General features: G+C 42.8%; 22 protein-coding genes. 10 read left to right on the top strand and 12 right to left on the bottom strand.

Features of this window, described 5'->3' with window-relative positions:
- The first annotated feature begins 201 nt into the window (after positions 1–201).
- The 3 genes from OD355_RS00110 to xth all read left to right on the top strand — a co-directional run bounded on the left by OD355_RS00110 (position 202) and on the right by xth (position 1,958).
- Positions 202–405: a hypothetical protein gene (locus OD355_RS00110; protein ID WP_263036404.1), complete on the top strand. Its 204-nt coding sequence runs from the start codon at positions 202–204 to the stop codon at positions 403–405.
- Positions 375–950 (top strand): transporter, encoded by a 576-nt coding sequence (locus OD355_RS00115; protein WP_263036405.1) that lies wholly within the window; start codon positions 375–377, stop codon positions 948–950. The genes OD355_RS00110 and OD355_RS00115 overlap by 31 nt, the downstream gene beginning before the upstream one ends.
- A 237-nt stretch (positions 951–1,187) precedes the next feature.
- Positions 1,188–1,958 carry an exodeoxyribonuclease III gene (gene xth, locus OD355_RS00120; RefSeq protein WP_263036406.1) on the top strand — a complete coding sequence of 257 codons (771 nt, stop codon included), beginning with the start codon at positions 1,188–1,190 and terminating at the stop codon, positions 1,956–1,958.
- Between the two features lie 157 nt (positions 1,959–2,115).
- Here the strand turns inward: xth and OD355_RS00125 are convergent, their stop codons facing one another.
- The 3 genes from OD355_RS00125 to OD355_RS00135 form a co-directional block, all read right to left on the bottom strand.
- The gene (locus tag OD355_RS00125; protein ID WP_263036407.1) at positions 2,116–3,711 is read right to left on the bottom strand and encodes an NAD(P)/FAD-dependent oxidoreductase; all 1,596 of its coding nucleotides are present in this window, start codon (positions 3,709–3,711) and stop codon (positions 2,116–2,118) included.
- Positions 3,712–3,799: 88 nt separating this feature from the next.
- The gene (locus OD355_RS00130; RefSeq protein ID WP_263036408.1) at positions 3,800–4,465 is read right to left on the bottom strand and encodes a porin family protein; all 666 of its coding nucleotides are present in this window, start codon (positions 4,463–4,465) and stop codon (positions 3,800–3,802) included.
- Between the two features lie 220 nt (positions 4,466–4,685).
- Complete coding sequence (locus OD355_RS00135; RefSeq protein WP_263036409.1) at positions 4,686–5,660, bottom strand: LuxE/PaaK family acyltransferase; 975 nt, start codon at positions 5,658–5,660, stop codon at positions 4,686–4,688.
- Positions 5,661–5,707: 47 nt separating this feature from the next.
- Between OD355_RS00135 and OD355_RS00140 the strand changes: the two genes are divergently transcribed.
- Positions 5,708–6,634, top strand: coding sequence for a UbiA prenyltransferase family protein (locus tag OD355_RS00140; protein WP_263036410.1), 927 nt, complete (start codon positions 5,708–5,710; stop codon positions 6,632–6,634).
- On the opposite strand, the gene OD355_RS00145 is transcribed toward OD355_RS00140, so the two are convergent.
- The gene (locus OD355_RS00145) at positions 6,631–7,155 is read right to left on the bottom strand and encodes a hypothetical protein (protein WP_263036411.1); all 525 of its coding nucleotides are present in this window, start codon (positions 7,153–7,155) and stop codon (positions 6,631–6,633) included. The two genes, OD355_RS00140 and OD355_RS00145, sit on opposite strands and share 4 nt — an antisense overlap.
- A gap of 293 nt (positions 7,156–7,448) precedes the next feature.
- Between OD355_RS00145 and OD355_RS00150 the strand changes: the two genes are divergently transcribed.
- Positions 7,449–8,546: a M42 family metallopeptidase gene (locus tag OD355_RS00150; RefSeq protein ID WP_263036412.1), complete on the top strand. Its 1,098-nt coding sequence runs from the start codon at positions 7,449–7,451 to the stop codon at positions 8,544–8,546.
- Here OD355_RS00150 and bshC read toward each other — a convergent pair.
- The 6 genes from bshC to OD355_RS00180 all read right to left on the bottom strand — a co-directional run bounded on the left by bshC (position 8,533) and on the right by OD355_RS00180 (position 15,178).
- Positions 8,533–10,128: a bacillithiol biosynthesis cysteine-adding enzyme BshC gene (gene bshC, locus OD355_RS00155; protein ID WP_263036413.1), complete on the bottom strand. Its 1,596-nt coding sequence runs from the start codon at positions 10,126–10,128 to the stop codon at positions 8,533–8,535. The genes OD355_RS00150 and bshC overlap by 14 nt on opposite strands.
- A gap of 10 nt (positions 10,129–10,138) precedes the next feature.
- Positions 10,139–11,461 (bottom strand): 30S ribosomal protein S12 methylthiotransferase RimO, encoded by a 1,323-nt coding sequence (gene rimO, locus OD355_RS00160; RefSeq protein WP_263036414.1) that lies wholly within the window; start codon positions 11,459–11,461, stop codon positions 10,139–10,141.
- Positions 11,462–11,556: 95 nt separating this feature from the next.
- On the bottom strand, positions 11,557–12,024 hold the full coding sequence (locus tag OD355_RS00165; protein ID WP_263036415.1) for a hypothetical protein: 468 nt from the start codon (positions 12,022–12,024) through the stop codon (positions 11,557–11,559).
- 18 nt (positions 12,025–12,042) lie between these two features.
- Positions 12,043–12,783, bottom strand: coding sequence for a 2-phosphosulfolactate phosphatase (locus tag OD355_RS00170; protein WP_263036416.1), 741 nt, complete (start codon positions 12,781–12,783; stop codon positions 12,043–12,045).
- 5 nt (positions 12,784–12,788) lie between these two features.
- The gene (locus tag OD355_RS00175; protein WP_263036417.1) at positions 12,789–14,621 is read right to left on the bottom strand and encodes a UbiD family decarboxylase; all 1,833 of its coding nucleotides are present in this window, start codon (positions 14,619–14,621) and stop codon (positions 12,789–12,791) included.
- Positions 14,622–14,668: 47 nt separating this feature from the next.
- The gene (locus tag OD355_RS00180; RefSeq protein WP_263036418.1) at positions 14,669–15,178 is read right to left on the bottom strand and encodes an acyl-CoA thioesterase; all 510 of its coding nucleotides are present in this window, start codon (positions 15,176–15,178) and stop codon (positions 14,669–14,671) included.
- 50 nt (positions 15,179–15,228) lie between these two features.
- On the opposite strand from OD355_RS00180, the gene OD355_RS00185 reads away from it, so the two are divergent.
- From OD355_RS00185 to OD355_RS00205, 5 genes are all read left to right on the top strand, one after another.
- Positions 15,229–17,787, top strand: coding sequence for a DNA translocase FtsK (locus OD355_RS00185; RefSeq protein WP_263036419.1), 2,559 nt, complete (start codon positions 15,229–15,231; stop codon positions 17,785–17,787).
- A 572-nt stretch (positions 17,788–18,359) separates the two neighbouring features.
- Entirely contained in the window at positions 18,360–19,175 is an 816-nt protein-coding gene (panB, locus tag OD355_RS00190; protein ID WP_263036420.1) for a 3-methyl-2-oxobutanoate hydroxymethyltransferase, read from the top strand.
- Positions 19,176–19,177: 2 nt separating this feature from the next.
- Positions 19,178–20,254, top strand: coding sequence for a sensor histidine kinase (locus OD355_RS00195; protein ID WP_263036421.1), 1,077 nt, complete (start codon positions 19,178–19,180; stop codon positions 20,252–20,254).
- Between the two features lie 5 nt (positions 20,255–20,259).
- Positions 20,260–20,958 (top strand): LytR/AlgR family response regulator transcription factor, encoded by a 699-nt coding sequence (locus OD355_RS00200; RefSeq protein ID WP_263036422.1) that lies wholly within the window; start codon positions 20,260–20,262, stop codon positions 20,956–20,958.
- A 651-nt stretch (positions 20,959–21,609) separates the two neighbouring features.
- Positions 21,610–22,446, top strand: a complete 837-nt coding sequence (locus OD355_RS00205; RefSeq protein ID WP_382303416.1) for a Rossmann-like and DUF2520 domain-containing protein — start codon at positions 21,610–21,612, stop codon at positions 22,444–22,446.
- Here the strand turns inward: OD355_RS00205 and OD355_RS00210 are convergent.
- Both OD355_RS00210 and OD355_RS00215 read right to left on the bottom strand, forming a co-directional pair.
- Complete coding sequence (locus OD355_RS00210; protein ID WP_263036424.1) at positions 22,443–22,946, bottom strand: hypothetical protein; 504 nt, start codon at positions 22,944–22,946, stop codon at positions 22,443–22,445. The genes OD355_RS00205 and OD355_RS00210 overlap by 4 nt on opposite strands.
- A 5-nt stretch (positions 22,947–22,951) precedes the next feature.
- Positions 22,952–23,737, bottom strand: coding sequence for a (Fe-S)-binding protein (locus OD355_RS00215; protein WP_263036425.1), 786 nt, complete (start codon positions 23,735–23,737; stop codon positions 22,952–22,954).
- Between the last annotated feature and the right edge of the window lie 6 nt (positions 23,738–23,743).

Raw genomic sequence — 23,743 nt, forward strand, 5'->3', positions numbered from 1 at the left:
CAACTAAAATTACTTTCCAGTGCACATGCAAGAATCTTTGGATTTGCATTACAGCACCGAACCTATAAAAACTTACCGGCTAAATTAAATGCACTCTGGTAAATATCATAGAGACGGAGAGCTGCCGGTACAATAAATATCTTTCTCCCCGCTAAAGCGGGGCAAAATTATTAGCCTCCTGCGAACGCAAAAAGTATACGAATGAAACTAATACAATCACTGGCGATCTGTTTATTGATCACCCAAACAGCCCTGGCGCAAAAACAAAAACAGATTGAAGCCGACAGGCCTGGCAATGGCGTGTCCGGATCTATTACAGGCATCAACCAGCTGGTTACAGAAATCGGTTTTGAAAGAGAGGCGCAGGAGAACGAATGGCAACCCGGCTGCCTAATACTTTCCTAAGATATGGCATCGGCAAAAATATGGAGCTGCGCCTGAAAACGGAGTTAAGCTCCACCAAAGACCTGCTCACAAACGAGACGCAGACTGGGCTGCAGCCACTGCAGCTGGGAACTAAAATTGCTTTGGCAGCGGAACGCAACGGCTTCCCTTCCGTTGCAGTTTTATTAGCTTCTGACCTACCTTTCACAGGGTCTAAAGATTTGCGAAATAAGCATTGGGCGCCGGAATTAAGGTTGATCTTTGAAAACAAATTATCAGGTAAGCTCAACCTGAACTATAATTTGGCAACAAAATGGAATGGCGCAACTATTGACCCCGACTGGATGTATGCAACTATGCTCGGCTACAGCGTTTCAGCTTCTTCAAAAATTGGTGTTGAAGTTTATGGAAATGTTAGGCGCGCCACATCGCCCAATCATTTTGCAGGATTGAATTACAGCTACTTTTTGGGCAACAACAGTAAGTTAGATGCAAGCACGAGCAAAAGCCTGGTAGAGAAAGACGGCTGGTTCGCCGCAGCTGGGTTTTCCTTTTTAATTAAATAACGTGGCGCTAACGCTACACACAAGCATTACACAAACAACATAATGATTAGCTTTGTGAACGGTGCATATCCATTGTGCACTTCTGGTTCCATTTTAGTTTTTAAAACACAAGGCTCAGAGTAGGCATAAACTTTTTTACAAAGAAATTCTGACTGGTGTCTTTAGTGGATTTGATCGCGCCCTTATGGTAAAGAAAATTTTTAAACGCTACATGCCAACAAAAAATATAAACCGCCAATGATCATAGCAACGTACAATATCAACAGTATAAACCGACGCCTGCCACTGTTGCTGCAATGGCTGGAGCAGCGCAAGCCCGACATTGTTTGTTTACAGGAACTGAAAGTGAACCAGTCATCATTTCCTGAAGAACCATTGAAAGCCGCCGGCTACAACGCCATCTGGAAAGGACAACAAACATGGAACGGCGTAGCTATCCTGGCACGAAACAGAGAAATACAGGAACTCCGCACAACACTGCCCGGAGAGGAAGATGATTCACAAAGCAGGTACATAGAAGCAATTATTGACCAGATGATCATTGGATGTATCTACCTGCCCAACGGAAACCCTTACCCAGGGCCAAAGTTTGATTATAAACTCCGATGGTTTGAAAGGCTGCGAAAACATGCATGCTTTCTCTACGAATATGATGTACCCGTGATATTGGCAGGAGACTTCAATGTAATGCCTACAGAGCTGGATGTGTACAAACCACAGAAATACATCAACAACGCTTTGTACAGGCCCGAAAGCAGGGAGGCTTTTGAAGAGATCCTGAAACAAGGCTGGACAGATGCCGTAAGAAAATTGCACCCTTCCACACCGGAATATTCTTTCTGGGACTATATGCGCAACGCATTCGCAAGAGATGCCGGACTCAGGCTCGACTTTTTCCTGCTGAGCCCACACATTGCCCAACGATTGAAGAAATCAGGTGTAGACCGCGAAATCCGCGCGGCTGAAGGCAGCAGCGACCATGCACCCGTATGGATAGAGATCAAATAATTCATTGATTCAATCCTCGCGTGCCCATATTCCTCATATGATCATACAATACACAAAAGTTGCCATGCAGCAGGCAATGTATTATCAAATGAAGTTGATGCTTTTATCATCCGGCAATAGTTAGGCTGGTTTACAGATATAGCACAAAGGATGGTTTTCAGCGAGTATCACTGAGCTTTTCAGCTATAGCAACGGCAACATTTTGTCCGTCCATGGCCGCGCTGATGATACCGCCGGCATAGCCTGCGCCTTCTGCACAGGGATAGAGATTGGCTACCTGTATATGCTGCAACGTTTCTTTATCGCGGGGAATGCGCACAGGACTTGATGTACGGCTCTCGGTTGCAAGCACAATAGCCTCATTGGTGAAATAGCCTTTCATTTTTTTACCAAATCCCCTGAAAGCATTTTGCAACCGCTGAAATACAAATCCGGGCAACACCTCCTGCATATTTACACTGTTTACACCCGGGATGTAGCTGCATTTTGGAAGTGTGGAAGATACTTTATTATAGCTGAAATCAGCCATACGCTGGGCAGGAGCTACAAACCTGCCACCACCCGATGCGTAACATTTTCTTTCAACAGCTTGCTGGAAATTCATCAGCAACAAAGGGTCTTTAATGTCAATCTCTTTATTTTTAAAATAATGGTAAGCATCCTGTTGATCCACCTGCACTACCATTCCACTGTTGGCAAACGGGTTGTTTCTTTTGCTGGGGCTCCAGCCGTTCACCACCAGCTCCGCATGATCAGTGGACGCAGCTGCAATAACGCCCCCCGGGCACATGCAAAAACTAAATACACCCCGCTCATTTACCTGCTGCACCAGCCCGTAAGAGGCCGGCGGCAATAATTGTCTTTCTGCTTCTTCGGCAGTGCAATGGTATTGTATGCGGTTAATTAACTCCTGCGGATGCTCAATGCGCACGCCTAACGCAAAAGGCTTGGATTCTATCAATATATTTTTTGCGTGCAACAAACGGAAGATATCGCGCGCAGAATGTCCCGTGGCAAGAATGTAGGCATCGGCGCTGAAACTGTTGCCATCAGCCGTTTTTACAGATGTTACCCGGTTATGCTCTAATATTATATCTGTAACTTTTTGCTCAAAATGTACCTCCCCGCCGCAGTTGATGATATGCTGGCGCATGGCAGTAATAATGTTGGGGAGTTTATTGGTACCAATATGAGGGTGCGCCTCGTAGAGTATATTTTCTCCGGCGCCGAACTGTACAAAAATATTGAGTGCATCATCTATGCTGCCGCGCTTATTGCTGCGGGTGTAGAGCTTACCGTCGCTGTACGTGCCTGCGCCGCCTTCACCGAAACAATAATTGCTCTCTGGGTTTATTTCACCTGCTTTGTTTAGGATGGCTAAGTCGCGCCTGCGGGCTTTTACATCTTTGCCCCGCTCCAGGATCACAGGCTTTATGCCTTTCTCTATCAGCTTCAGCGAGGCAAATAAGCCTGCCGGCCCTGCGCCGATAACAACTACACTACCAGATGCGTGCGTTACATCTTTAAATGCTGTGGGTTTCACAGCTCTTTGCTGAAAAGGTTCGTCTATAAATACATTCAGCGTCAGATTGATCCATATCTGCCTGCTGCGTGCATCCAGTGATTTCTTTAAAATATGGTAGCCGGTAATGCTTCCGGCTTTTAAGCCTGCCTGTTCTTCTACAGCTTTTTTCAACATTTCATCTGCTGAGAAGTCAGTAGGCAGAATGCGCAGCGATATTTTCTTTTGCATAAGGTCAGGTATTTATCCTAAAACAAGAGGTCAAAAATAAAAAAAGCTGTCCGCAGACAGCTCATTATGTATACTAATTTTATTTTTTTTAGAATCTCACCCCGGCAGTAAGCTGTATACCATTATTTCTTCGTGAACCATAGCTGGATTCTGAAGGCCCGTTAACATCCGTAAAGCCTATTTGTGCGCGGAGGCCTAAACCGAATTGAGGAGCGCGGTCATCTGCATTAGGGAAATAGTATTCTACTCCCACCAGGCCGCCAATATCATACTTCTTGTACAGATTGGTAAAATCTTTTTTATTACCAACACCCGGCGCTTCAGAATTCATGTGCGTAAGCAACCCTACTTGCGGACCACCGAATATGCCAAAGCCTGAATACAATGGGCGATATTTAAGCATTAACGGCAACTGTACATAGTTGAAGTTATCTACTAACTGTGCCATTTCCTTTTTACCATTATCTAAAGCAACCTCGCCATTATATCTTGAACCCATGTTTACATAATTTAATTCCGGCTGGAAATATAAGCCGTTTTTAATAGGCACTTCAAGGGAAACGCCTGCCAGGCCTCCATATCTTGGGTTACTACTCCAATCTCCATCCAGTGTAGCAAAGGTCTGGCTCGCTACACTCAAACCGCCCTGTATGCCTATTTTAGTACGTTCTGTGATCATGTTGCCTCTTCTCACCTGCGCATCTGCGGCAGCTACCAGCATCAAGGCACAAAGAGAAAATATAAGTCTTTTCATTTTCTATGTATTTATTTATTTTTAATTGTTAAAATGGAATGCCACATAAAATTCATTGCTGTTTAGCGCCTGGATAATTACCGTATTAGTCCAGAGATTTTTATGCTGCATTTCATTTTTGTATATTTTTTTGTCAGGTTTATTATCGGTTTTTTCAGACTGTATGTAAGATAAATTTACTGTTAAAAAGTTTAATGCTGTGCAAAGATCGCATAAATCTTTATAATGTCAACAAACTGCACCCTCTAAGGTCACTATTATCGCGCCTGCCCCAAACTTCAAAATAATCCGGATGCGCCACACCGACATCATCGGTGGCAATAAAGCTACAGCTATATAGGTTAGCCGGATCAATCACGTTGATCAATCCACGCCCTGCCGCATGTAAAGCAAAAGGGTCAGATGCTTCGCGCACCAGTATGCGCATCCACGGCGGGCAACGGTACTGTCCTTCAGATTTTGAATAGGCCTGGCTTAGTAATTCCGTCATGCCATATTCTGAATGTACAGCAGGTACGCCAAAGCTGTCTTTTAAGATGCCATGCACTTCCGCGCGTGTCATTTCCTTCTTCCTGCCTTTCATACCGCCTGTATCCATAATGATGGTGTGCTTCAGTGGGATGGAATATTGTTCGGCAAAATCAAGCAGCGCAAAAGTTACGCCCAGTAACAAGGTTTTCCTGCCTTCGGATTCCAGCTTGCGCAGCAATGCAGCCAATGCCTCAAAGTCGTATAAATAATAGCCGCTGTATTCATTGCCTGACAGCCTGATAAGCGTATCGGTCATCTTCACCAGTGAAGAATTGCTACGTTCCAGGTAATTAGGCAATAGCCCTATGATGCAGTATTCATGAATATTTCCATAAAAATATTCAAAACAGGTGGTAAAACTTTTTTCGTACAGGCTTTCATATTTTACATAATGCCTGCTGTTAACGGTGGCGGTAGTGCCACTGCTTTCAAAAACCAGTTCAGGCTCAAACATGCCGCAAACAACCCGGTGCGTTTTAAAAAACGATACAGGCATAAAAGGAATGTCTTTAACTGCACGCACATTCTTCACATTTTTTCCGATAGAATCGCACCATTCACGATAAACAATATTGTATGCGTACTGAAAGCTGAACACACGCAGTATGTCTTCATCTGTAAGAAAGCTTCCTGAAAAAATATGTTCAATAAGATGGTTATCCATGGAATAATTGCAAAGAAAACGAGATTTTATCTTACTTTGAAGTATTAATGAAAAGATTTACAGATTTATTCTTTTTCAGCAATGTGTTTTATGGTATCTGTATGGTGGCTATGACCGATGATTCTGTTATATTTCAGCAAATTAATTTACCCGGTATATTCTATTTTACTTTCATCTTCTGCGCATCCATACTGTACTATACATTTGCATATGCGGGCATTTTCAAATTGCACCGGCAGAGAAAGCCTGCGATAATCAATGACAAAAACCGCCGGTTTAACTGGTACCGCAAACATGCCATAACCATTTTTTATGCACAAATAGCCCTTGTTTTTGCTGCGGCCGTATCGCTTTACATGCTGCTTTACCGCACCTCAGGCCAGTATCATAAGATCAACGGAGAATTTTTATTGATCGCACTTGTGTTTCCTGCCGTCTCTATATTTTATTATGGCCATATTTATTTCCCGGGCTTGCATTTCACCCTGAGAAATAAGGGGCTGCTGAAACCTTTTGTCATCGGCTTTGTGTGGGCCGGAGCCATTGTATGCTACCCTGCATTGTTCAACTATATTTTTTATGATCACACACCTATGGTATCTCTCAGAACCATGTACTGTTTCCTGGATTATTGGTTGTTTGTATCCATACTTTGTATCATGTTCGACATTAAGGATTATGCCGATGATGCGAACAGAGATGTAAAAACCTTTGTAGTAAAATGGGGGCTTAAAAATACCATTTATAAAATACTGCTGCCTGTATGCCTGTTGTACGCAGCCTTCAGCTTTGTAAAAAATATCGCAGCCGGGGTACCTGCAACCAACTTCGTGGCCGACAGTTTTATAGCAGCCTGCCTTTACCTTGTGGTGATGGGCCTTACCAAAAGAAAACCCATCCTTTTTTACCTGTTGGTTATAGACGGGCTCATGCTGCTGAAAGCATTAACTGGTATTGTGATTAATTGGAATTAATAAGGTAAGATGAGATCTGAAAACAAGCTGTTTTTATTAAACACCATTTCTACCACTGCATGATCGAAATCAACAGACTTATCTAAAATATCAGAGGAGTAGTTTTTCTCGTATGCACATTGGATACGCAAAGCATTGCTTTTATCGCTGGAAAGAGAAAGATTTTGAGCGCTTAAAAGCGAAATGATCTCTTTATTATCGGCTGATGCAATTTCCTGAACAGTCATTTTGCCCGAATTGTAAGAATTTTCATCCAATTGATAAACCAGGTTTTTTACATTATTTTTATTATCCCTGATTATGAGGTTTTGAGGTTGTATGTGTAGGATGGTACCTGAAACGCTTAAAGGTACAATCCTTTCATCAACCAGGTTGTTGAATGCATCATAGTAGGAAATTTTGCTGCCGGGTGTAAGTGTCCAGCCACCTTTTAGTTTTTCAGCGAAAGTAGAAGCTTCATCATCTGTATTATATGTAAACAGAGAGGAAATAATACTGATAAGTAAAATTATTTGCTTCATAACTGTGTTTTAAATATTTAATAATTTAAATATTTATCGGCTTTAGGGTTGATATAATTATATCAAACTTAATGCCAGCTTCTATTAAAATTAACAAAATACAAGAAATGCAATCTTTTTCATTAGTTTTGACCAGTGCAAAGATAATGTTTTAATTTGATTTCTAAGCAATTGCTTATTAAACTAAAATTAATTTAAAATTAAGCCAGTGTTACCAATATCGTGTATACGTAAATTTTCCATGAAGTGTTTCACTACTGTAAAAAAATTATCTTTATCAAAATTTTATATCAATGAGTAAAAAATCACCTAAAAGCATACTGGATAAAGCTTCGTTTGAGTTTTTGGAAAGTTATATTAATAATGCCTCGCCGGTAGGATTTGAAGTTACCGGCCAAAAATTATGGCTGGATTATATAGAACCATATATTGATACCAGGATCATTGATCCATACGGCACGGCAGTAGGCGTCATTAACCCGGAACATCCTTTCAAAGTGGTGATTGAAGCGCATGCAGACGAGATCGGCTGGTTTGTAAACTATATTAACGACAAAGGTTTTATTTACGTAAAAAGAAATGGCGGCAGCGATCACCAGATAGCGCCTTCCCTGCGTGTATTTATTCATGGCAAAAAAGGACCGGTGAAAGCAGTGTTCGGATGGCCGGCCATTCACACACGCAAAAATGCCAAAAAAGAAAGCACGCCTGAACTGGACAATATCTGGTTAGACTGCGGGGCTACGTCCAAAAAAGAGGTGGAGGCAATGGGCATCCACGTAGGATGCACTGTTACCTACCAGGACAGGTTCGACAGGCTTGCCAATGGTTTCCTGGTTGGCAGGGCATTTGACAACCGCATCGGCGGCTTTATGATAGCACAGGTGGCCAAACTCTTAAAAGAAAATAAAAAGAAGCTGCCTTTTGGCTTGTATATTGTAAATGCCGTACAGGAAGAAATTGGCCTGCGCGGCGCAGAGATGATCGCCAGAAGGCTAAAACCCGATGTAGCTATCATTACCGACGTGACCCACGATACCCAAACACCTATGATCAATAAAAATATCCAGGGTGATACAGCCTGCGGCAACGGACCGGCGCTGACTTACGGCCCTGCCGTGCAGAACAAACTTCGGGCGCTGATAGAAGAAACAGCTCGTAAAAATAAAATACCCTTACAGCTACAGGCGGTAAGCACTTCCACCGGCACAGATACAGACAGCTTTGCCTATGCCAATGACGGCTGCCCTTCGGCTTTGATATCCATACCGCTGCGTTACATGCACACAACCGTAGAAATGCTGCATGAAGAGGATATTGAAAACACAGTGCAACTGATCTATAAAACTGTGCTGGCGATAACCCCCGAAACCAACTTTAATTATTTGTAAGTGTAAGCAGGCAAAATTCAGAATCAAGTGTTTTAGATGCAGCCAGCAAGGTATCTAAAACACTTTTTCCGTATACTGAATATATGGATCCGAAGTTTTCCACACGCTCCTGGAGTGAATTGTGAGGAAATAACTGTTCTTTCAATTTTGTTAGCTGCCTGGCCTCGGCATCAAGCCTTTTTCGCTGTGCGCTATCTATTTTCTTTTGCAAGGCTGCAAGCTTTCTGCCTGCCTGCCTTCCCAGGGCCTGCACATGCTGAGCCAGCGTAGAGTCTGCCTGTGCAGTTTTTTCACGAAGATGGTTATAAAAAATTTCGAGCTCCTTTCTTTCGCTATTCAGTGATATAGCCCGGCCTGTATGTTGTGAAATAAGGTTTAGTATCTCAAAATTTTCTTTGAACAGGTCCTCCGGAGCGAGCTGTAGTTTGTCTATGATAGACTGCTGCTTTTCATTTAACAGTAAAAAAGAATTTCTTAGAATAAGCATCGGGTAAGGCGCCCCCACTTTATCGAACACACCCCTGAGCTCAAGCCAGTAGGCCAGTTCTCCGCCGCCGCCCACAAAAATAATGTTGGGTAAAATTATTTCCTGGAACACCCCCCGCAACACCACATTGGCACTGAAGCGTTCGGGATAGCTATACAACTCTTGAAGTATTTCTTCTTTAGAAAAAGTGATGCCCATATTGTTCACCACATATTGATCGCTAAGCGGCTCAATGCGTTCGCGCTTATCTCCAAGTAAGTAAAATAAATTGATTTCTCTGCCGGAAGCCTGTATTTTATAGCCCGCATCATTGAGCGCTTCAGCCGTCTTTTTTACTGCCTGATGCGAGAACTGCTCCAACAATTCCTTTTCCACAACCGGCTCAAAAACTTTCTTCAACCTGGCATTATCGGGGATCAATACAATCAACCCGTGAGCTGCAAATAATTCATGCACCAACTCAAAAGTGGCTTGCTGTATACTTTTACCCTTTGTGTAAGCCCTGTTCAATACATCAATCCACTCATTACCGAAAGGGTTTACGCCTAATTGTCCATGCACTTCACGGATTAATCCCATCAGTTCATCATCGACCAGCATTCTGCCCACAGCGCCCGTCTGTGTTGTGTTCCAGGTATATTTCTTCCCATGGATCTCTATATGGTTGAGCTCATCCAGGTCAGCATCTTCACTACCCATGTAATAAACCGGCACAAAATTATTAGCCGGAAACTGCAGCTTTAAATCAGCAGCAATTTTAATGGTGTGTATTATTTTATAAATAAAATACAGCGGCCCGGTGAATAGATTCGGCTGATGTGCCGTGGTAATGGTGAATGTATTTCTTTCTTTGAGTAAAGCAATATTTTCCTTAACCCTGGCGTGCGGCTGCAAATGGCGGTATTGCGCTTCCAGCACTTCGGCAAGCATATCCCTGTCGGTAGGAAAATATTCCCTCGAAGTCATGGCTTCCTTTACACCGTTATAACTCACGTCGTGCCTGTAAAAACGGCGCAGCGCAGCGCTTGCATTTAAATAATCGTTTACGGTTTTTGAAAAGAAACCTGTGGAGCTATAAGGTAAATATTGTAGCAAAAAAATTTGTTTAATGATTTGAACGTTCTACCAATACGCCTTCAAGGTCGTAATCATAAGCATGAGTAATTTTCACCTGCACAAATTCGCCGATAACCAAAGGCCGCCTCGAGCTGATGATCACTTCATTGTCCACTTCCACACTGTCGTATTCAGTGCGGCCGATGTACTTGCCGGCTTCTTTTTTATCTACCAGCACTTTGAATACTTTGCCTATTTTTTCTAAATTTTTATCCAGGCTTATCTCCTGCTGTACGGACATAATATCTTCTGCACGCCTGCGTTTTTCTTCTTCCGGAACATTGTCTTCCAGGCCGTAAGCCGATGTGTTTTCTTCATGGCTGTAGGTAAAGATCCCTACCCTGTCAAATTCATTTTTAACCAGGAAGTCTTTTAACTCTTCCACATCTTCCAGCGTTTCTCCCGGGAAGCCGGTAATGAGTGTGGTACGCAGGCAAATATCAGGATTTTTTTCGCGGATAGCTTTTACCAGCTGTTCCATTTCTTCGCGTGTACTCTGGCGCTTCATAGCTTTCAGCATGTTGTTGCTGGCATGTTGTAATGGCATGTCCAGGTAGTTGCAGATATTTTTTCTTTCGCGCATTACATCCAGTACATCCATAGGAAATTTATTAGGGTAGGCATAATGCAACCTGATCCATTCAAGGCCTTCCACATCAGACAGCCTGCTCAGCAATTCTGCCAGCTTGCGTTCTTTATAAAGATCAAGGCCATAATAAGTAAGCTCCTGCGCTATCACCATTATCTCCTTAACGCCTCTTTTTACCAGCGTTCTGGCCTCTTCCACTACCTGCTCCATAGGTTTGCTTATGTGTGTGCCGCGCATAAGCGGAATGGCACAGAAGGAACAGGTACGGTTGCAGCCCTCGCTTATTTTTAAATAGGCATAATGAGTGGGCGTACTCAGCAGGCGTTCGCCTAATAATTCTGTTTTATAATCTGCATTAAATTTTTGCAATATAAGCGGCAGCTCCATAGTACCGAACCAGGCATCCACACCGGGAATTTCTTCTTCCAGCACATCTTTGTAGCGGGCGCTGAGGCAGCCTGAAACATACACTTTATCGAGCTTTCCTTTGTCTTTGAGATCAACCTGCTCCAATATGGTATTGATGCTTTCTTCCTTGGCCTTATCTATAAACCCGCAGGTATTTACGATTACAATATTATGGTCGTGGTGTTTGTTTTCATGTACCACATCAATCTCGTTAGCTTTTAGTTGCCCGCTCAGCACTTCACTGTCAACCAGGTTTTTGCTGCAACCCAGCGTTATGATATTGACTTTATCTTTGTTTAATGTTTTTGATCTCATTAACTGCAAAAGTAAATAATTTCAGCGCATAAAAAATTAAACACAAACAAAAAGCGGGCATAACAGCCCGCTCTGAGTAATAGTTTTATGGAAGTTTATCTTTTAAAAATATACCTCAAGCCAAGTCCGAAACGGCCGGCAGCGAAATTAGAGCCATCACTCAATGCCCATAGAGGACGCCAGTCTAACCCGATATTTATAGGCGCGCTCGGAATAGTATATTCCAAACCTAATGTAGGCCTGATAGCAAATGCAGAATTATCCTTACCTATCCACACTTGCGGACCAAAACCTATGTTCCAGTCTAATCCATTAGCTCCAGGGATAGATTTGTTGTAAGAATATTCACCGCCAAGAACTACAGTATTATCAGCAAATAACACCATGCCCTGTAATGCATTGGGTCCGCCGATAGATTGTTTCAGGGCGGGGCCTACAGCGGTAGAACCATCACCGAAATCTACAAATAATCCACCTGCTGTTTTATAACTTTGTGCAGATGCCTGATGCGACCCCAAAAGGGCTGCTCCCAGGATAAAAGCTCCAACGAATAATTTTTTCATTTTGTTTTTTTTAATTTGTTAGTCAATACTTGTTTTAGAATATAAACACTGTTTGGTTTTATCGTAAAAAGGCAAAACATCTGCAACATTTTCAGAAAGGCAATACAGCATATCGTTTTCTAAACCATATTTTGCTAAACGATGCCAATGCGTTGTTAAAGCAGCAAAAGTTTTTAAATCCTTTTTTTGAACTTTAAACAAATTTTGTGCCATAAGACTGCTATCACAATGAATTTCAAAAAAATCTTTCACGTTGTCGATAACAGCTCCCGCAAACAGTGTATCCTCCATATTGAACCGGTTTTTCCAGCCGGAGCATGCCAGTATCACGTTCTTCCTGCGCAACTTTAAATGCGCGCATACACTGTTTAAGTTGGGAAACGAGCCGGTAATAATTTCGTCTGCTCCCCGCTCCAGCGCCAGGTGAAGCATTTGTGTACCATTGGTGGTGGTAAGTACCAATGTTTTATTTTCAATAAATTCCCGGCTGTATTCCAGGGGCGAGTTACCATGCAGCAGTCCTTCAATGATTTTACCGTCGCGCTCTCCTGCAGTAATGGCATTTAGTTCTTTACCGATTTCTATACACGCATCTACCTGCGCTACCGGTATTACCCTCTCGGCGCCGTTGTATAAAGCTGATGCAATGGTGGAAGTAGCCCTGAATACGTCAATGATCACAACGATGCATCCATCAAGATTGTAGAGGTCTGTAAGTTTGGGTGAAAGTACTGTAAACAGTGTTGGTTTTTTATCCATAAATTTTATTGTATTCCATACAGGCTGCCGCCTTTCTGCCAGAGCCTGTTAATATTTTTTGCTGTTTGTTCGTCTATGACCAGTTCAGGCGCATGATGGGGTTTTTTCCTGGCATCAATCACCAGGGGACCGTCACAGCCGAAATGTTTGAATTTGATAAAGCTGTTGATACCATATATATCGTGAGAAGGATTGCTGCGTGTAAAAGTTACCCATACAAAGTTAGCAGTATGCTTAGCCGTAAAGGGGCTGTCATCGCAAATCACTATCAGGCCGGTTGAACCTAATTCTTTTTTATCTTTCAATGCATCATTCAATCTGCCCATTTCTTTTTCAGCAGTATCATAATTGCTGAATTGATTTGCCTGTAAAGCAATGATGCCGGGCATTACAAGTTGCGGATTATAGAATTCATTATTCATTTCCTTTAAACATACAGGAACTTCTTTACACAACGCTCGCCTTTTATCGGCATGCACCACAAAAGCAACTTTACTTCCGTGGTTTAATTTTGTGCCTGTATAATCCAGGGTATCAATGGTAGTTTCGGTAAAGAAATGCAGGTCTCTGGCAAGATCGATCCTTTCAAAAATAAATTGCAGGTAATCTTCTACATGATGTGTGCTTAATATATTTTTCTTGTCTGCTGTTAAGAACAGGTACTTGGCCAGGCTCAGCTGTCCGGTGCCAAGCGTACGGTTGGCTATGGTCAACAGTTCCAGCGGTTCTTTGTTGCCATAAAATGGCGTGTACCGCTCTTCGCCGATAGCAAGCAGTAAAGGGTGTACACCTGCAGCATCTACGGCATGCACTTCTTTCAGGCCGGGTACTTCCTGCCCTATGGCATCGCCTGTGATCTCGTGGATCAACTGCCCGAAGCTGGTATCTTCCTGCGGCGGCCTGCCTACAACCGTGTATGGCCAGATGGCATGCTCTTTGGCGTATACTTTATGTACGCGCATCAAAGGAAAATCGTGTTTGAGACTGTAATAACCGTAATGGTCGCCGAAAGGCCCTTCGGGCTTTACTTCTTCCGGATAAATTTCACCTGTAATAACAAAATCCGCATCTGCGCTGATGCAGAAACCGTCTTCATAAAAATACCTGAAACGCCTGCCGCCCAGCAAGCCGGCAAATAAGATTTCGCTCAGTCCTTCCGGCAGGGGCATTACTGCTGAAAGCGTGTGTGCAGGCGGCCCTCCCACAAATATGCTCACTTTCAGTGGCTTGTTGTATTTATTGGTGAGCGACTGATGCACACCTATGCCGCGGTGAATTTGGTAATGCAAGCCTATTTCTTTGTCAGCAACAAACTCATTGCCTGACAACTGAATGCGGTACATGCCCAGGTTGGAATGCATTATACCCGGCTTATCGATATTTTCTGTATAAACCTGCGGCAACGTAATGTAAGCGCCGCCATCCATCTGCCAGTGGTGTATCTGCGGCAGGTCGCTAATCTTTATTTCCCTGAACCTGCCTTTGCCGGCAGATGTTTTCAGGGGCAAAGCGTTGATAGCAGCCAGTCCGCTGCCTATATTTTTCAGCGGGCTTTTAATTGCGTTAATGGGATTTTCCCGCAGGGCGATAATATTTTGAACTTTTTTCAAAGTATCACGAAAGAGAAACTTACTTCTCTCCAAGGTGCCGAAAATATTGGCGGCACAACGGAATTGGGTACCTTTTACATTTTCAAATAGTAAAGCCGGGCCTTTGGCTTCGTACATACGAAGCTGGATAGCTGCCATTTCCAGGTAAGGATCCACCTCTTCTTTTACCCGGACGAGCTGGTGATTTTTTTCCAGGTCCAGTAAGCATTCTTCTAAACTTTTATACATCTTGCATTCATGGTTTGTCTGTAGCCTTGTTAGAGTTGCAGCATTTTCTATTTAAATATCTCTTTGAGCTCCTGTGCATCGTCTGCTTTCATTTTGCCCGATAGTATCAGCCGCAGTTGACGCCTTCGCATTGCGCCCTGGTACAATATTTTTTCCTGCTCGGTTTCAGGTATCAGCTCAGGAACCTTTGCAGGCTTGCCTTCAGCATCCAATGCTACAAACGTAAAATAGGCTTCATTGCTCAGCTCTCTGGCCGTATGGTCAAGGTAAGCAGTCCACGCCTGAATGTGTATTTCCATGGATGAGGTAAATGCACGCGTAACTTTAGCTTCAATAGTAACTGTAGAGCCACGCTTCACCTGTGTTTTAAAACTCAGGTTGTCTACGCTTACTGTCATGCTTGGCATACCGCTGTGCCTTACAGCGCAGATGGCAGCGGCAATATCCATCCAGTACATCAGTTGACCGCCCAGTAAATTATCAAACGGGTTAGTATGCCCGGGCAAAACAAGCTCACTCATGATGGTCAGGCTTTCGGCAGCAGTACGTGCATTCATCAACAGGTTATTTTTCGGCAAATATACCTGATAATTGCTAAAACAGTTTTGTGCTAAGGATACTTTCAACTTTTCATTTACTTTTGCAGGTAGGAAAATTTATTTATTATTACAGGCAAATGGCAAATACACCCAAGGAAGAAATTCCTGTAACCGATACACCAAAAGATAACAGGCTTAAACTAACACTGAGCATACTAAGTATACTTATAGGCTTATTTCTTTTTATCTCACTGGCTTCTTATATTTCTACCTGGCGCGAAGACCAGGATATTGTGCAGCGATATGGTGTAAAGGTTTTTAGCGTAAAGGATGCAGAGGTAGAAAACCTGTTTGGCGTGCTGGGTGCATACACAGGCCATTCATTGATCTATAATGGCTTTGGCATAGCAGCTTTTCTCATTACCATGTTCTTTTTTGCCATGGGCATCAACCTGTTTGCAGGCAAAAGAGTTTTCAGGCTGTGGAGAACTTTTAAATATATCGTTGCAGGCCTGCTGGTAATCAGTATTTCGCTGGCTTTCTTTACGCAGGGAGCAGAATTCTCCTGGGGCGGCGCTACCGGCGAGCTGATAAAAGACTGGCTGATAAAATGGATAGGCAAACTGGGCACCATGATACTGTTGATTACAGTCGGCCTGTTTTACGTAATCTGGCAGATGAACCCTTCATTGAAATTTGCTGCGGGCAAAAAGCGAAAAGCAGCCAATGGTTCTTTGGAAGAAAATGACACTGCAACGGCTGCTGAGGCCGATGAGGCCAAACTGTTTATCGATGAAAGCCTGGAGACAAACAATGATACACATAAAAAAGGCGTGGCGGTGATCATGCCCAAAACACCTGCTGAAGACGATGGCGAAGAATTTACGTTGATAGATGAAGATGAGGAAGAAGAATTAATGGAAAACAACGAGGAGGAAGAGCAGTTTATCCTGACGGAAGAGCCTGAGTTTACTGAAGATATTGTACCGAGAGTGCCCATGACACCCACCAAGCCCGTGCAGGCAGAAGATATTCCTGACCTGGAACTTACCCAAAACAACGAAAACATTCCTTCAGAAATAATTATTGGCAAAGAAGAAAAAACTGCCAGGATAGAGGTAAAGGGCGATTACGAACCCACACTTGACCTGCGCAATTATAAATATCCCGAGCTGGATATGCTTGAGCTGCACGGTACCGAAAAAGTGATCATGGATAAGGAAGAGCTGGAAGAAAATAAAAACCAGATCATCAACACGCTGAAGAACTACGACATACAGATTCAGCGTATTTCAGCCACTGTAGGCCCCACCGTAACGCTTTATGAAATTGTTCCTGCACCGGGTGTAAGAATTTCACGCATTAAAAACCTGGAAGATGATATTGCGCTGAGCCTTGCAGCGCTGGGCATCCGCATCATTGCGCCTATACCCGGCCGCGGCACCATTGGCATTGAAGTGCCCAATGTGAACAAGACCACAGTGAGCATGCGCGCTTTGATCTCGTCTGAAAAATTTCAGAACAATAATTTTTCATTGCCGATTGCTATTGGCAAAAAGATTAATAATGAAAACTTTATCGTAGACCTTGCCAGTATGCCGCACCTGCTGATGGCAGGCGCTACAGGCCAGGGAAAATCCGTCGGCATCAATGCGCTGCTGATCTCACTGCTCTACAAAAAACATCCGTCGCAACTGAAGTTCGTACTGGTAGACCCTAAAAAAGTTGAACTAAGTATTTATCGTTTAATAGAAAATCATTTTCTTGCCAAGCTGCCGGGGGAAGATGAAGCCATCATCACCGACACCAAAAAAGTGGTGACCTCCCTGAATGCCTTGTGCATTGAAATGGACAACCGCTACGACCTGCTAAAAGAAGCCGCCTGCCGCAACATAAAAGAATACAACGAGAAGTTTGTAAAACGCAGGCTTAACCCCGAAAAAGGGCACCAGTTCCTGCCATTCATTGTGCTGGTGATAGATGAATTTGCCGACCTGATCATGACTGCCGGCAAAGAAATAGAGCTGCCGATAGCGCGCCTAGCACAACTGGCGCGTGCCGTGGGCATACACCTGATCATTGCCACGCAACGCCCGTCTGTAAACATTATCACAGGGATTATTAAAGCAAACTTTCCTGCGCGCATCGCATTTAAAGTTTCGTCCAAGATAGACAGCCGTACCATCCTGGATGCGGGCGGCGCTGAACAACTGATCGGCAAAGGAGATATGCTTATCAGCTACAACGGCGCTATCACCCGACTGCAATGTGCATTTGTAGATACGCCCGAGGTAGATAAAATTGTACATTTTATCGGCGAGCAACAAGGGTACCCCGAGCCTTACCTGCTTCCTGAATATGTAGACGATAAAGAACTGGCTGGCAACGGCGCTGACCTGAGCGACAGGGATTCGCTCTTTGATGAAGCCGCCAAACTGATCGTAGCCAACCAGGTAGGCAGCACCTCGCTGATACAGCGCAAAATGAAGCTGGGGTACAACCGCGCAGGCAGGATCATGGATCAGCTGGAAATGGCGGGCATTGTAGGCAAATCACAGGGCAGCAAACCCCGCGATGTGCTGGTGCAGACAGAAGCGCATCTGATGGAAATCCTAGACGGGTTATGATTGTAAATTACAGATCATAAATCATAAATTATAAATTGCAAATTGCAAATTGCAGGTTAAAAATTACAGATGAGTAGAAATTAACTCCACCTGATGGAAGATTTCCTTGCAGAAATCCCTGCATATTTCTTTGCATAAAAAACTATATAACTCCCAAGTTTTTTTGTGAACCTTGTGTATTATTCGTGCACATCGTGGTTAAATAAAAAATTGGCTCTTCCTAATGTTTGCGAAGCGCATGGCGAAGCATAGATAGATGCTGATCATAATCCGAAAGAAATAGTTTGCACTTTCGGTTGGCTGACTTTAAGCAGGCCGGACTTTTTGAAATGTTTTTCTTTAGTGCTTTGCGTGAAATATATTTATTATGTTCTTTATCACGCAAAGAACTGCAAAGTCTTATCCACGCTAAGGCCGCTAAGTTAATAGACCTTTTATTTTGCAATCTGTAATTTGCAATCCTTAATTGCAATTCAAAAAAACTCACCGAACAAATAAACGGCTTTACCTATTTATTGCCGCCTGAAATTTATTTTATGTGTAACTTGCTGCATTAATTATTTTCCACAGACATGTCTAAACACACCGAATTTAAACGCATTACCACCAACTCCTTACAACTCATGAAAGCCAATGGGGAAAAATTCTCTATGCTTACAGCTTATGATTATTCCTTTGCTAAGATATTTGACCAGGCAGGCCTGGAAGTGATCCTGGTTGGTGACAGCGCCGGCAATGTAATGGCGGGTCATGAAACCACACTACCCATTACGCTGGAGCAGATGATTTATCATACACAGTCTGTGGTACGCGGTGCAAAACGTGCACTGATCGTTGCAGACCTGCCTTTTGGTACTTACCAGTCAAACGGTGAGGTTGCACTGGCATCTTCCATCAGGATGATGAAGGAAGGCGGCGCGCATGCATTGAAGCTGGAAGGAGGCCTGGAAGTATGTAACAGTGTAAAAAGAATTGTAGAAGCGGGTATACCTGTAATGGGACACCTGGGCTTAACGCCACAGAGCATATACAAATTCGGCACCTACAATGTGCGCGCTAAAGAAGAAGCTGAAGCTGAAAAACTTAAATCCGACGCACTTGCCTTGCAGGAAGCAGGCGTGTTTGCCATAGTACTGGAAAAAATTCCTTCCAAACTTGCAAAGGAAGTTACCGAAAGCCTGCAAGTACCCACCATAGGTATCGGTGCAGGAAACAGTTGCGACGGGCAGGTGCTTGTAATGCACGATATGCTTGGTTTGTACAATGAATTTAATCCGCGCTTCGTGCGTAAATATATGAACCTGTTTGAGCCTGTAACCCAGGCTATACAACAATACATCAATGATATAAAATCGGGTGACTTCCCCAACAAAGAAGAAAGCTACTAATGATGATCACGAAGAAAACAACATTCCTGCAGGGCGTGCTGGTATTTTTAATACTGGTGATCCTTGTAGTGTTTTCTTTTCTTTTTTTCCCGTACAACAGGCAACACTCTCCTTTCGAAAGCCATCGTTTTATCAATTGGTTTGTGTATAGCAATATATTCCTGCTGCTATTTTATTTTTTTAATTCGCAGTACCTTATACCGAAGTTTCTTGCACGTAAGAAAACTTTGCTCTACACCGGCATCGTTATCGCATGTCTGCTTATCTTTCTTTATTTCTTTACCTACATTGGTTTTGAGGCGCAGGAAACAAAAGACCATATAGAAAAAATGCGCTCAAGATCCATAGCAAAAGGAACGCCGATGAGGGTTAGAAGCTATTGGGAATGGTTTTTTTCTTCCGGGCCTATAGTGATGTTTCTTACCGCATTTACACTAAGTTCTTTATCTAAAATTATTTCTCAATGGTTCCTGGCAGAAGAAAGAAAAGCAGCCATTGAAAAACAAAACATCACCAATGAGCTTACGCTGCTACGCTCGCAGGTAAATCCTCATTTTCTTTTTAATACCTTAAACGGTATTTATTCGCTTGCGGTAACCAAAGACGATAAAGCGCCCGATGCTGTGATGAAACTCAGCCGCATTATGCGTTACACGCTGGAGGAATCGCAAACGGAAACTGTTGATCTGACTAAAGAAATTGAATTTATCAAAAGCTACATTGCCCTGCAAAAGCTGCGGGCTAATGAAAAACTGCACGTTGCATTTGAAGTGAAAGGCAATATAGACCATGTAAAAATTGCGCCGCTGCTATTCATTCCCTTTATTGAAAATGCATTTAAATATGGGGTGAGTGCACATTCGGATTCTAATATTTATATACTCATAGAAAGAACAGCGGACCGGCTGCACATGCAATGTGTAAATGACGTATTCCTGAACCAGGCCGCCAAACGCGGCACCGGCACTGGTATTGCTAACGTGAAACGAAGATTAGAATTGTTGTATGAAAATAATCACGAGCTGAAGCTGACGCAAAAGGAGAATCAATACACAGCCGACCTGTTCATTAACCTTTAAACAAAATGTTGTACTGTATAGCTATAGATGATGAGCCGTTAGCGCTGCAACTGATACAAAGCTACATAGAGCGCCTGGAAGATGTTGAGCTATGCGCCACTTTTACTGATGCGCTTCTTGCCGAAGATTATTTACGAGAACATGCCATCGACCTGATATTCCTGGACATACAAATGCCTGACATTAGCGGCATTGACTTTTATAAATCTCTGGAACTGAAGCCGGCTGTAGTTTTCACCACAGCCTACAGCAGTTATGCAGTAGAAGGTTTTAATCTGAATGCCGACGACTACCTCCTGAAGCCTTTTGAGTTTAAACGTTTTGAGCTGGCTGTAAGCCGCGTAAAAGAAACCCTTGAACTGCAAAAACAAAAAGCAACAGAAGAAGCGCACCTGGTAGTAAAACACAATTACCAGTGGATAAAAATCCCCTTTGCAGACATTATTTACATTGAGGCTTTGGATGATTATATAAAAATCCATACCGCTGAAAAGGCTTACCTTGTACACATGAGTATGAAAGCTGTTGCCGAAAAGTTAGGTAATGACAGATTCTTGCGAACACACCGTTCCTACATAGCCAATACGGCCTATGTAAATGCGTGGGGAAAAAATTCCCTGCAGGTAAAAGACATATCTATACCGGTAAGCTCTTCTTACCAGAAGCAGGTTTTGGAAACTTTAGAAAAGGAGAACATGCCATGAAATAGCCATAAAGACTAGGAATTTATACCAAACGAGGATGATGATAAAGAACTAAGGTTTTGGTTATTCCATGTGGCAAACAGGAAAATTAAATATTAACACATGAAACGCTCATGATAATTTTTCGCATACAGGGAAATGTATAATCAGCGTTCCATTCCACAAAAACATTAGCCGCAAAGCGGCGCACTTAAAATTATACGAATGAAATAGCCATAAGCAAAGGTGCATACCAACCGCGAATGAATAAAGGCTATTCCATGTGACCATAAAGAAAAATAAAAAATATACACATGAAATAACCATAAAGATTAGGAATCTATACCAATCGGGATGAGTATTGAATCTAAAAAGCTGGTTATTCCATGTGGCAACTAAAAAATAAATAAATATACACACATGAAATAGCCATAAGCAAGGTTGCATACCAACCGAGAATGAATAAAGGCTATTCCATGTGACCATTAAAAACAGCCGCAAAGCGGCGAACTAAAATTTATACACATGAAATAACCATAAAGATTAAGAATCTATACCAACCGGGAATGATAATAAAGAATGAAGGTTTTGGTTATTCCGTGTGGCAAACAGAAAAATTAAATATTAACACATGAAATAACCATAAAGATTAAGAATCTATACCAACCGGGAATGATAATAAAGAATGAAGGTTTTGGTTATTCCGTGTGGCAAACAGAAAAAATTAAACATATACACATGAAATGTGTGATCATCGGCACAGGCAACGTAGCAACCGTGCTGGCAAAGCTTATTTTCAAAAACGGGCATACCCTTTTACAGGTAGCCGGCCGGAATGAAGCAGCAGCAAGGTATTTAGCCAATGGCCTTCAGGCAGGCTACACTACTGACTTTAAACATCTTGACTACAGCGCTGATATGTACATCATTGCGGTAAGCGACCATGCTGTGGAAGAAGTTGTAGCGCAATTGCAATTACCCGAAGATAAAATGGTTGTGCACACCACCGGTTCACTATCTGTAAATATATTGAAAAAACTAAGCAGCAACTACGGCGTCTTGTACCCATTGCAAAGCATACGCAAGGAGATGCATCATATCCCTGAAATTCCTTTCTTTGTCGATGCAAATAACGAAGCTGCCAGGCAAGCACTAAAAACTTTTGCACAATCGCTTTCACCGTTGGTTTCTGATACAAGTGATGAAGAGCGTGTAAAACTACACGTAGCTGCTGTGCTGGTCTCTAACTTTACCAATTATTTATTTACAGTAGCTGAAGACCTTTGTACAAAAGAAAATATAGACTTTAAATTCCTTTTGCCGCTTATCAGCGAAACCGTTAGCAGGCTTAACGATTATTCCCCTGCTGAAACTATGACTGGGCCTGCATTCAGGGCAGACCACAATACCATCAACCGCCACTTGGAAATATTAAAAAATTATCCGGAGGAAAAAGAAATCTATCAATTCCTTACCACCAAGATCATGGAACGTTTTCCCAGGCATTAAAATCCGTACCTGGCGCCGAGCCAACTGCTTTTAACAGGTACTATCCAGTTTTCAAGCAATTCTTTTTTACTGGCTACCAGGTTATTAAAGAATAAAGTATCGCCGTTAATGAAACCATTATCTGCAGCATACTTCACCTGCGACATAGGTATGATCTGCACCTTGTCTTTTACAATAAATGCCAGTGACTGCCTGTCAAATAAATTTACGGAAAAAGTCTTTTCCACTTCTTTGATGAAACGTACGGATGAGTCGATGCTGCAACCACTGATCCTGTGTGCAGATTCATCTGCCATCAGCACCAAAAACTGACCGAACAATAATTGTACAAATCCTTTGTTCAATGCTCCGTGCGTGTTCCACTCCGAACTAAATTCCTGTATCATTTTTTCCAAGTGCAATGCTTCAGGGATAGACAATATGCGGCCGGACTGGTAAACCCACACTTTTGCATCGTCCGGAAAATCTGCAGGAATATATTGTTGATAATCTAAATTCATCCTATTTAATTTTTTATCTGCTGCGCTACTATCTCTGCAACGTCAAGCACAGCAACGGTTTCAGCCTTGTTTTCGCTTTTAACGCCATCGCTCAGCATGGTATTGCAAAACGGGCAGGCAGAGGCTACCACCTCGGCATTGGTGTCAATCGCTTCCCTGGCGCGCTCTATATTTACACGCACATCGCCTTTTTCTTCTTCTTTGAACATCTGTGCGCCGCCGGCTCCGCAACAAAAACCATTTTTCCTGCATCGTTTCATCTCGACGAGATCTGCATCCAATGCTTCCAGCACTTTGCGCGGAGCTTCGTAAATGTTGTTGCCTCTGCCGAGATAGCAACTATCATGAAAGGTAATTTTTTTCCCTTTAAACGCGCCGCCTTCCTGCAATACGATCTTTCCACTGTCAATCAGTTCCTGTATAAATTGTGTATGATGAACTACGTCGTAGTTGCCGCCAAGCTGCGGGTATTCATTCCTGAGCACATTAAAACAATGCGGGCAGGCTGTTACTATTTTTTTGATGTTATAGCCATTCAGCAACTGTATGTTCTGGTAGGCCATCATCTGGAATAAGAACTCATTGCCAGAGCGCCTTGCAGGGTCGCCGGTACACATTTCTTCCTTGCCTAAAATAGCAAAACGTATATTGGCCTTCTGTAAAATTTCTACAAATGCTTTTGTTATTTTCTGTGCCCTTTGATCGAAACTGCCGGCGCATCCCACCCAGAACAATACTTCGGGAGCTTCCCCACCTGCCATCATTTCACTCACTGTAAAAACCTTGTCCATATGCGA

The organism is Haoranjiania flava (assembly GCF_025631005.1).
In the GTDB taxonomy this organism is placed as follows: domain Bacteria; phylum Bacteroidota; class Bacteroidia; order Chitinophagales; family Chitinophagaceae; genus Haoranjiania; species Haoranjiania flava.

What these genes read in the sequence shown, in the direction of transcription:
- OD355_RS00110 (WP_263036404.1), top strand. Translation starts at nt 202, where the DNA reads ATGAAACTAATACAATCACTGGCGATCTGTTTATTGATCACCCAAACA.
- OD355_RS00115 (WP_263036405.1), top strand. Translation starts at nt 375, where the DNA reads ATGGCAACCCGGCTGCCTAATACTTTCCTAAGATATGGCATCGGCAAA.
- xth (WP_263036406.1), top strand. Translation starts at nt 1,188, where the DNA reads ATGATCATAGCAACGTACAATATCAACAGTATAAACCGACGCCTGCCA.
- OD355_RS00125 (WP_263036407.1), bottom strand. Translation starts at nt 3,711, where the DNA reads ATGCAAAAGAAAATATCGCTGCGCATTCTGCCTACTGACTTCTCAGCA.
- OD355_RS00130 (WP_263036408.1), bottom strand. Translation starts at nt 4,465, where the DNA reads ATGAAAAGACTTATATTTTCTCTTTGTGCCTTGATGCTGGTAGCTGCC.
- OD355_RS00135 (WP_263036409.1), bottom strand. Translation starts at nt 5,660, where the DNA reads ATGGATAACCATCTTATTGAACATATTTTTTCAGGAAGCTTTCTTACA.
- OD355_RS00140 (WP_263036410.1), top strand. Translation starts at nt 5,708, where the DNA reads ATGAAAAGATTTACAGATTTATTCTTTTTCAGCAATGTGTTTTATGGT.
- OD355_RS00145 (WP_263036411.1), bottom strand. Translation starts at nt 7,155, where the DNA reads ATGAAGCAAATAATTTTACTTATCAGTATTATTTCCTCTCTGTTTACA.
- OD355_RS00150 (WP_263036412.1), top strand. Translation starts at nt 7,449, where the DNA reads ATGAGTAAAAAATCACCTAAAAGCATACTGGATAAAGCTTCGTTTGAG.
- rimO (WP_263036414.1), bottom strand. Translation starts at nt 11,461, where the DNA reads ATGAGATCAAAAACATTAAACAAAGATAAAGTCAATATCATAACGCTG.
- OD355_RS00165 (WP_263036415.1), bottom strand. Translation starts at nt 12,024, where the DNA reads ATGAAAAAATTATTCGTTGGAGCTTTTATCCTGGGAGCAGCCCTTTTG.
- OD355_RS00170 (WP_263036416.1), bottom strand. Translation starts at nt 12,783, where the DNA reads ATGGATAAAAAACCAACACTGTTTACAGTACTTTCACCCAAACTTACA.
- OD355_RS00175 (WP_263036417.1), bottom strand. Translation starts at nt 14,621, where the DNA reads ATGTATAAAAGTTTAGAAGAATGCTTACTGGACCTGGAAAAAAATCAC.
- OD355_RS00180 (WP_263036418.1), bottom strand. Translation starts at nt 15,178, where the DNA reads ATGAATGCACGTACTGCTGCCGAAAGCCTGACCATCATGAGTGAGCTT.
- panB (WP_263036420.1), top strand. Translation starts at nt 18,360, where the DNA reads ATGTCTAAACACACCGAATTTAAACGCATTACCACCAACTCCTTACAA.
- OD355_RS00195 (WP_263036421.1), top strand. Translation starts at nt 19,178, where the DNA reads ATGATCACGAAGAAAACAACATTCCTGCAGGGCGTGCTGGTATTTTTA.
- OD355_RS00200 (WP_263036422.1), top strand. Translation starts at nt 20,260, where the DNA reads ATGTTGTACTGTATAGCTATAGATGATGAGCCGTTAGCGCTGCAACTG.
- OD355_RS00205 (WP_382303416.1), top strand. Translation starts at nt 21,610, where the DNA reads ATGATAATAAAGAATGAAGGTTTTGGTTATTCCGTGTGGCAAACAGAA.
- OD355_RS00210 (WP_263036424.1), bottom strand. Translation starts at nt 22,946, where the DNA reads ATGAATTTAGATTATCAACAATATATTCCTGCAGATTTTCCGGACGAT.
- OD355_RS00215 (WP_263036425.1), bottom strand. Translation starts at nt 23,737, where the DNA reads ATGGACAAGGTTTTTACAGTGAGTGAAATGATGGCAGGTGGGGAAGCT.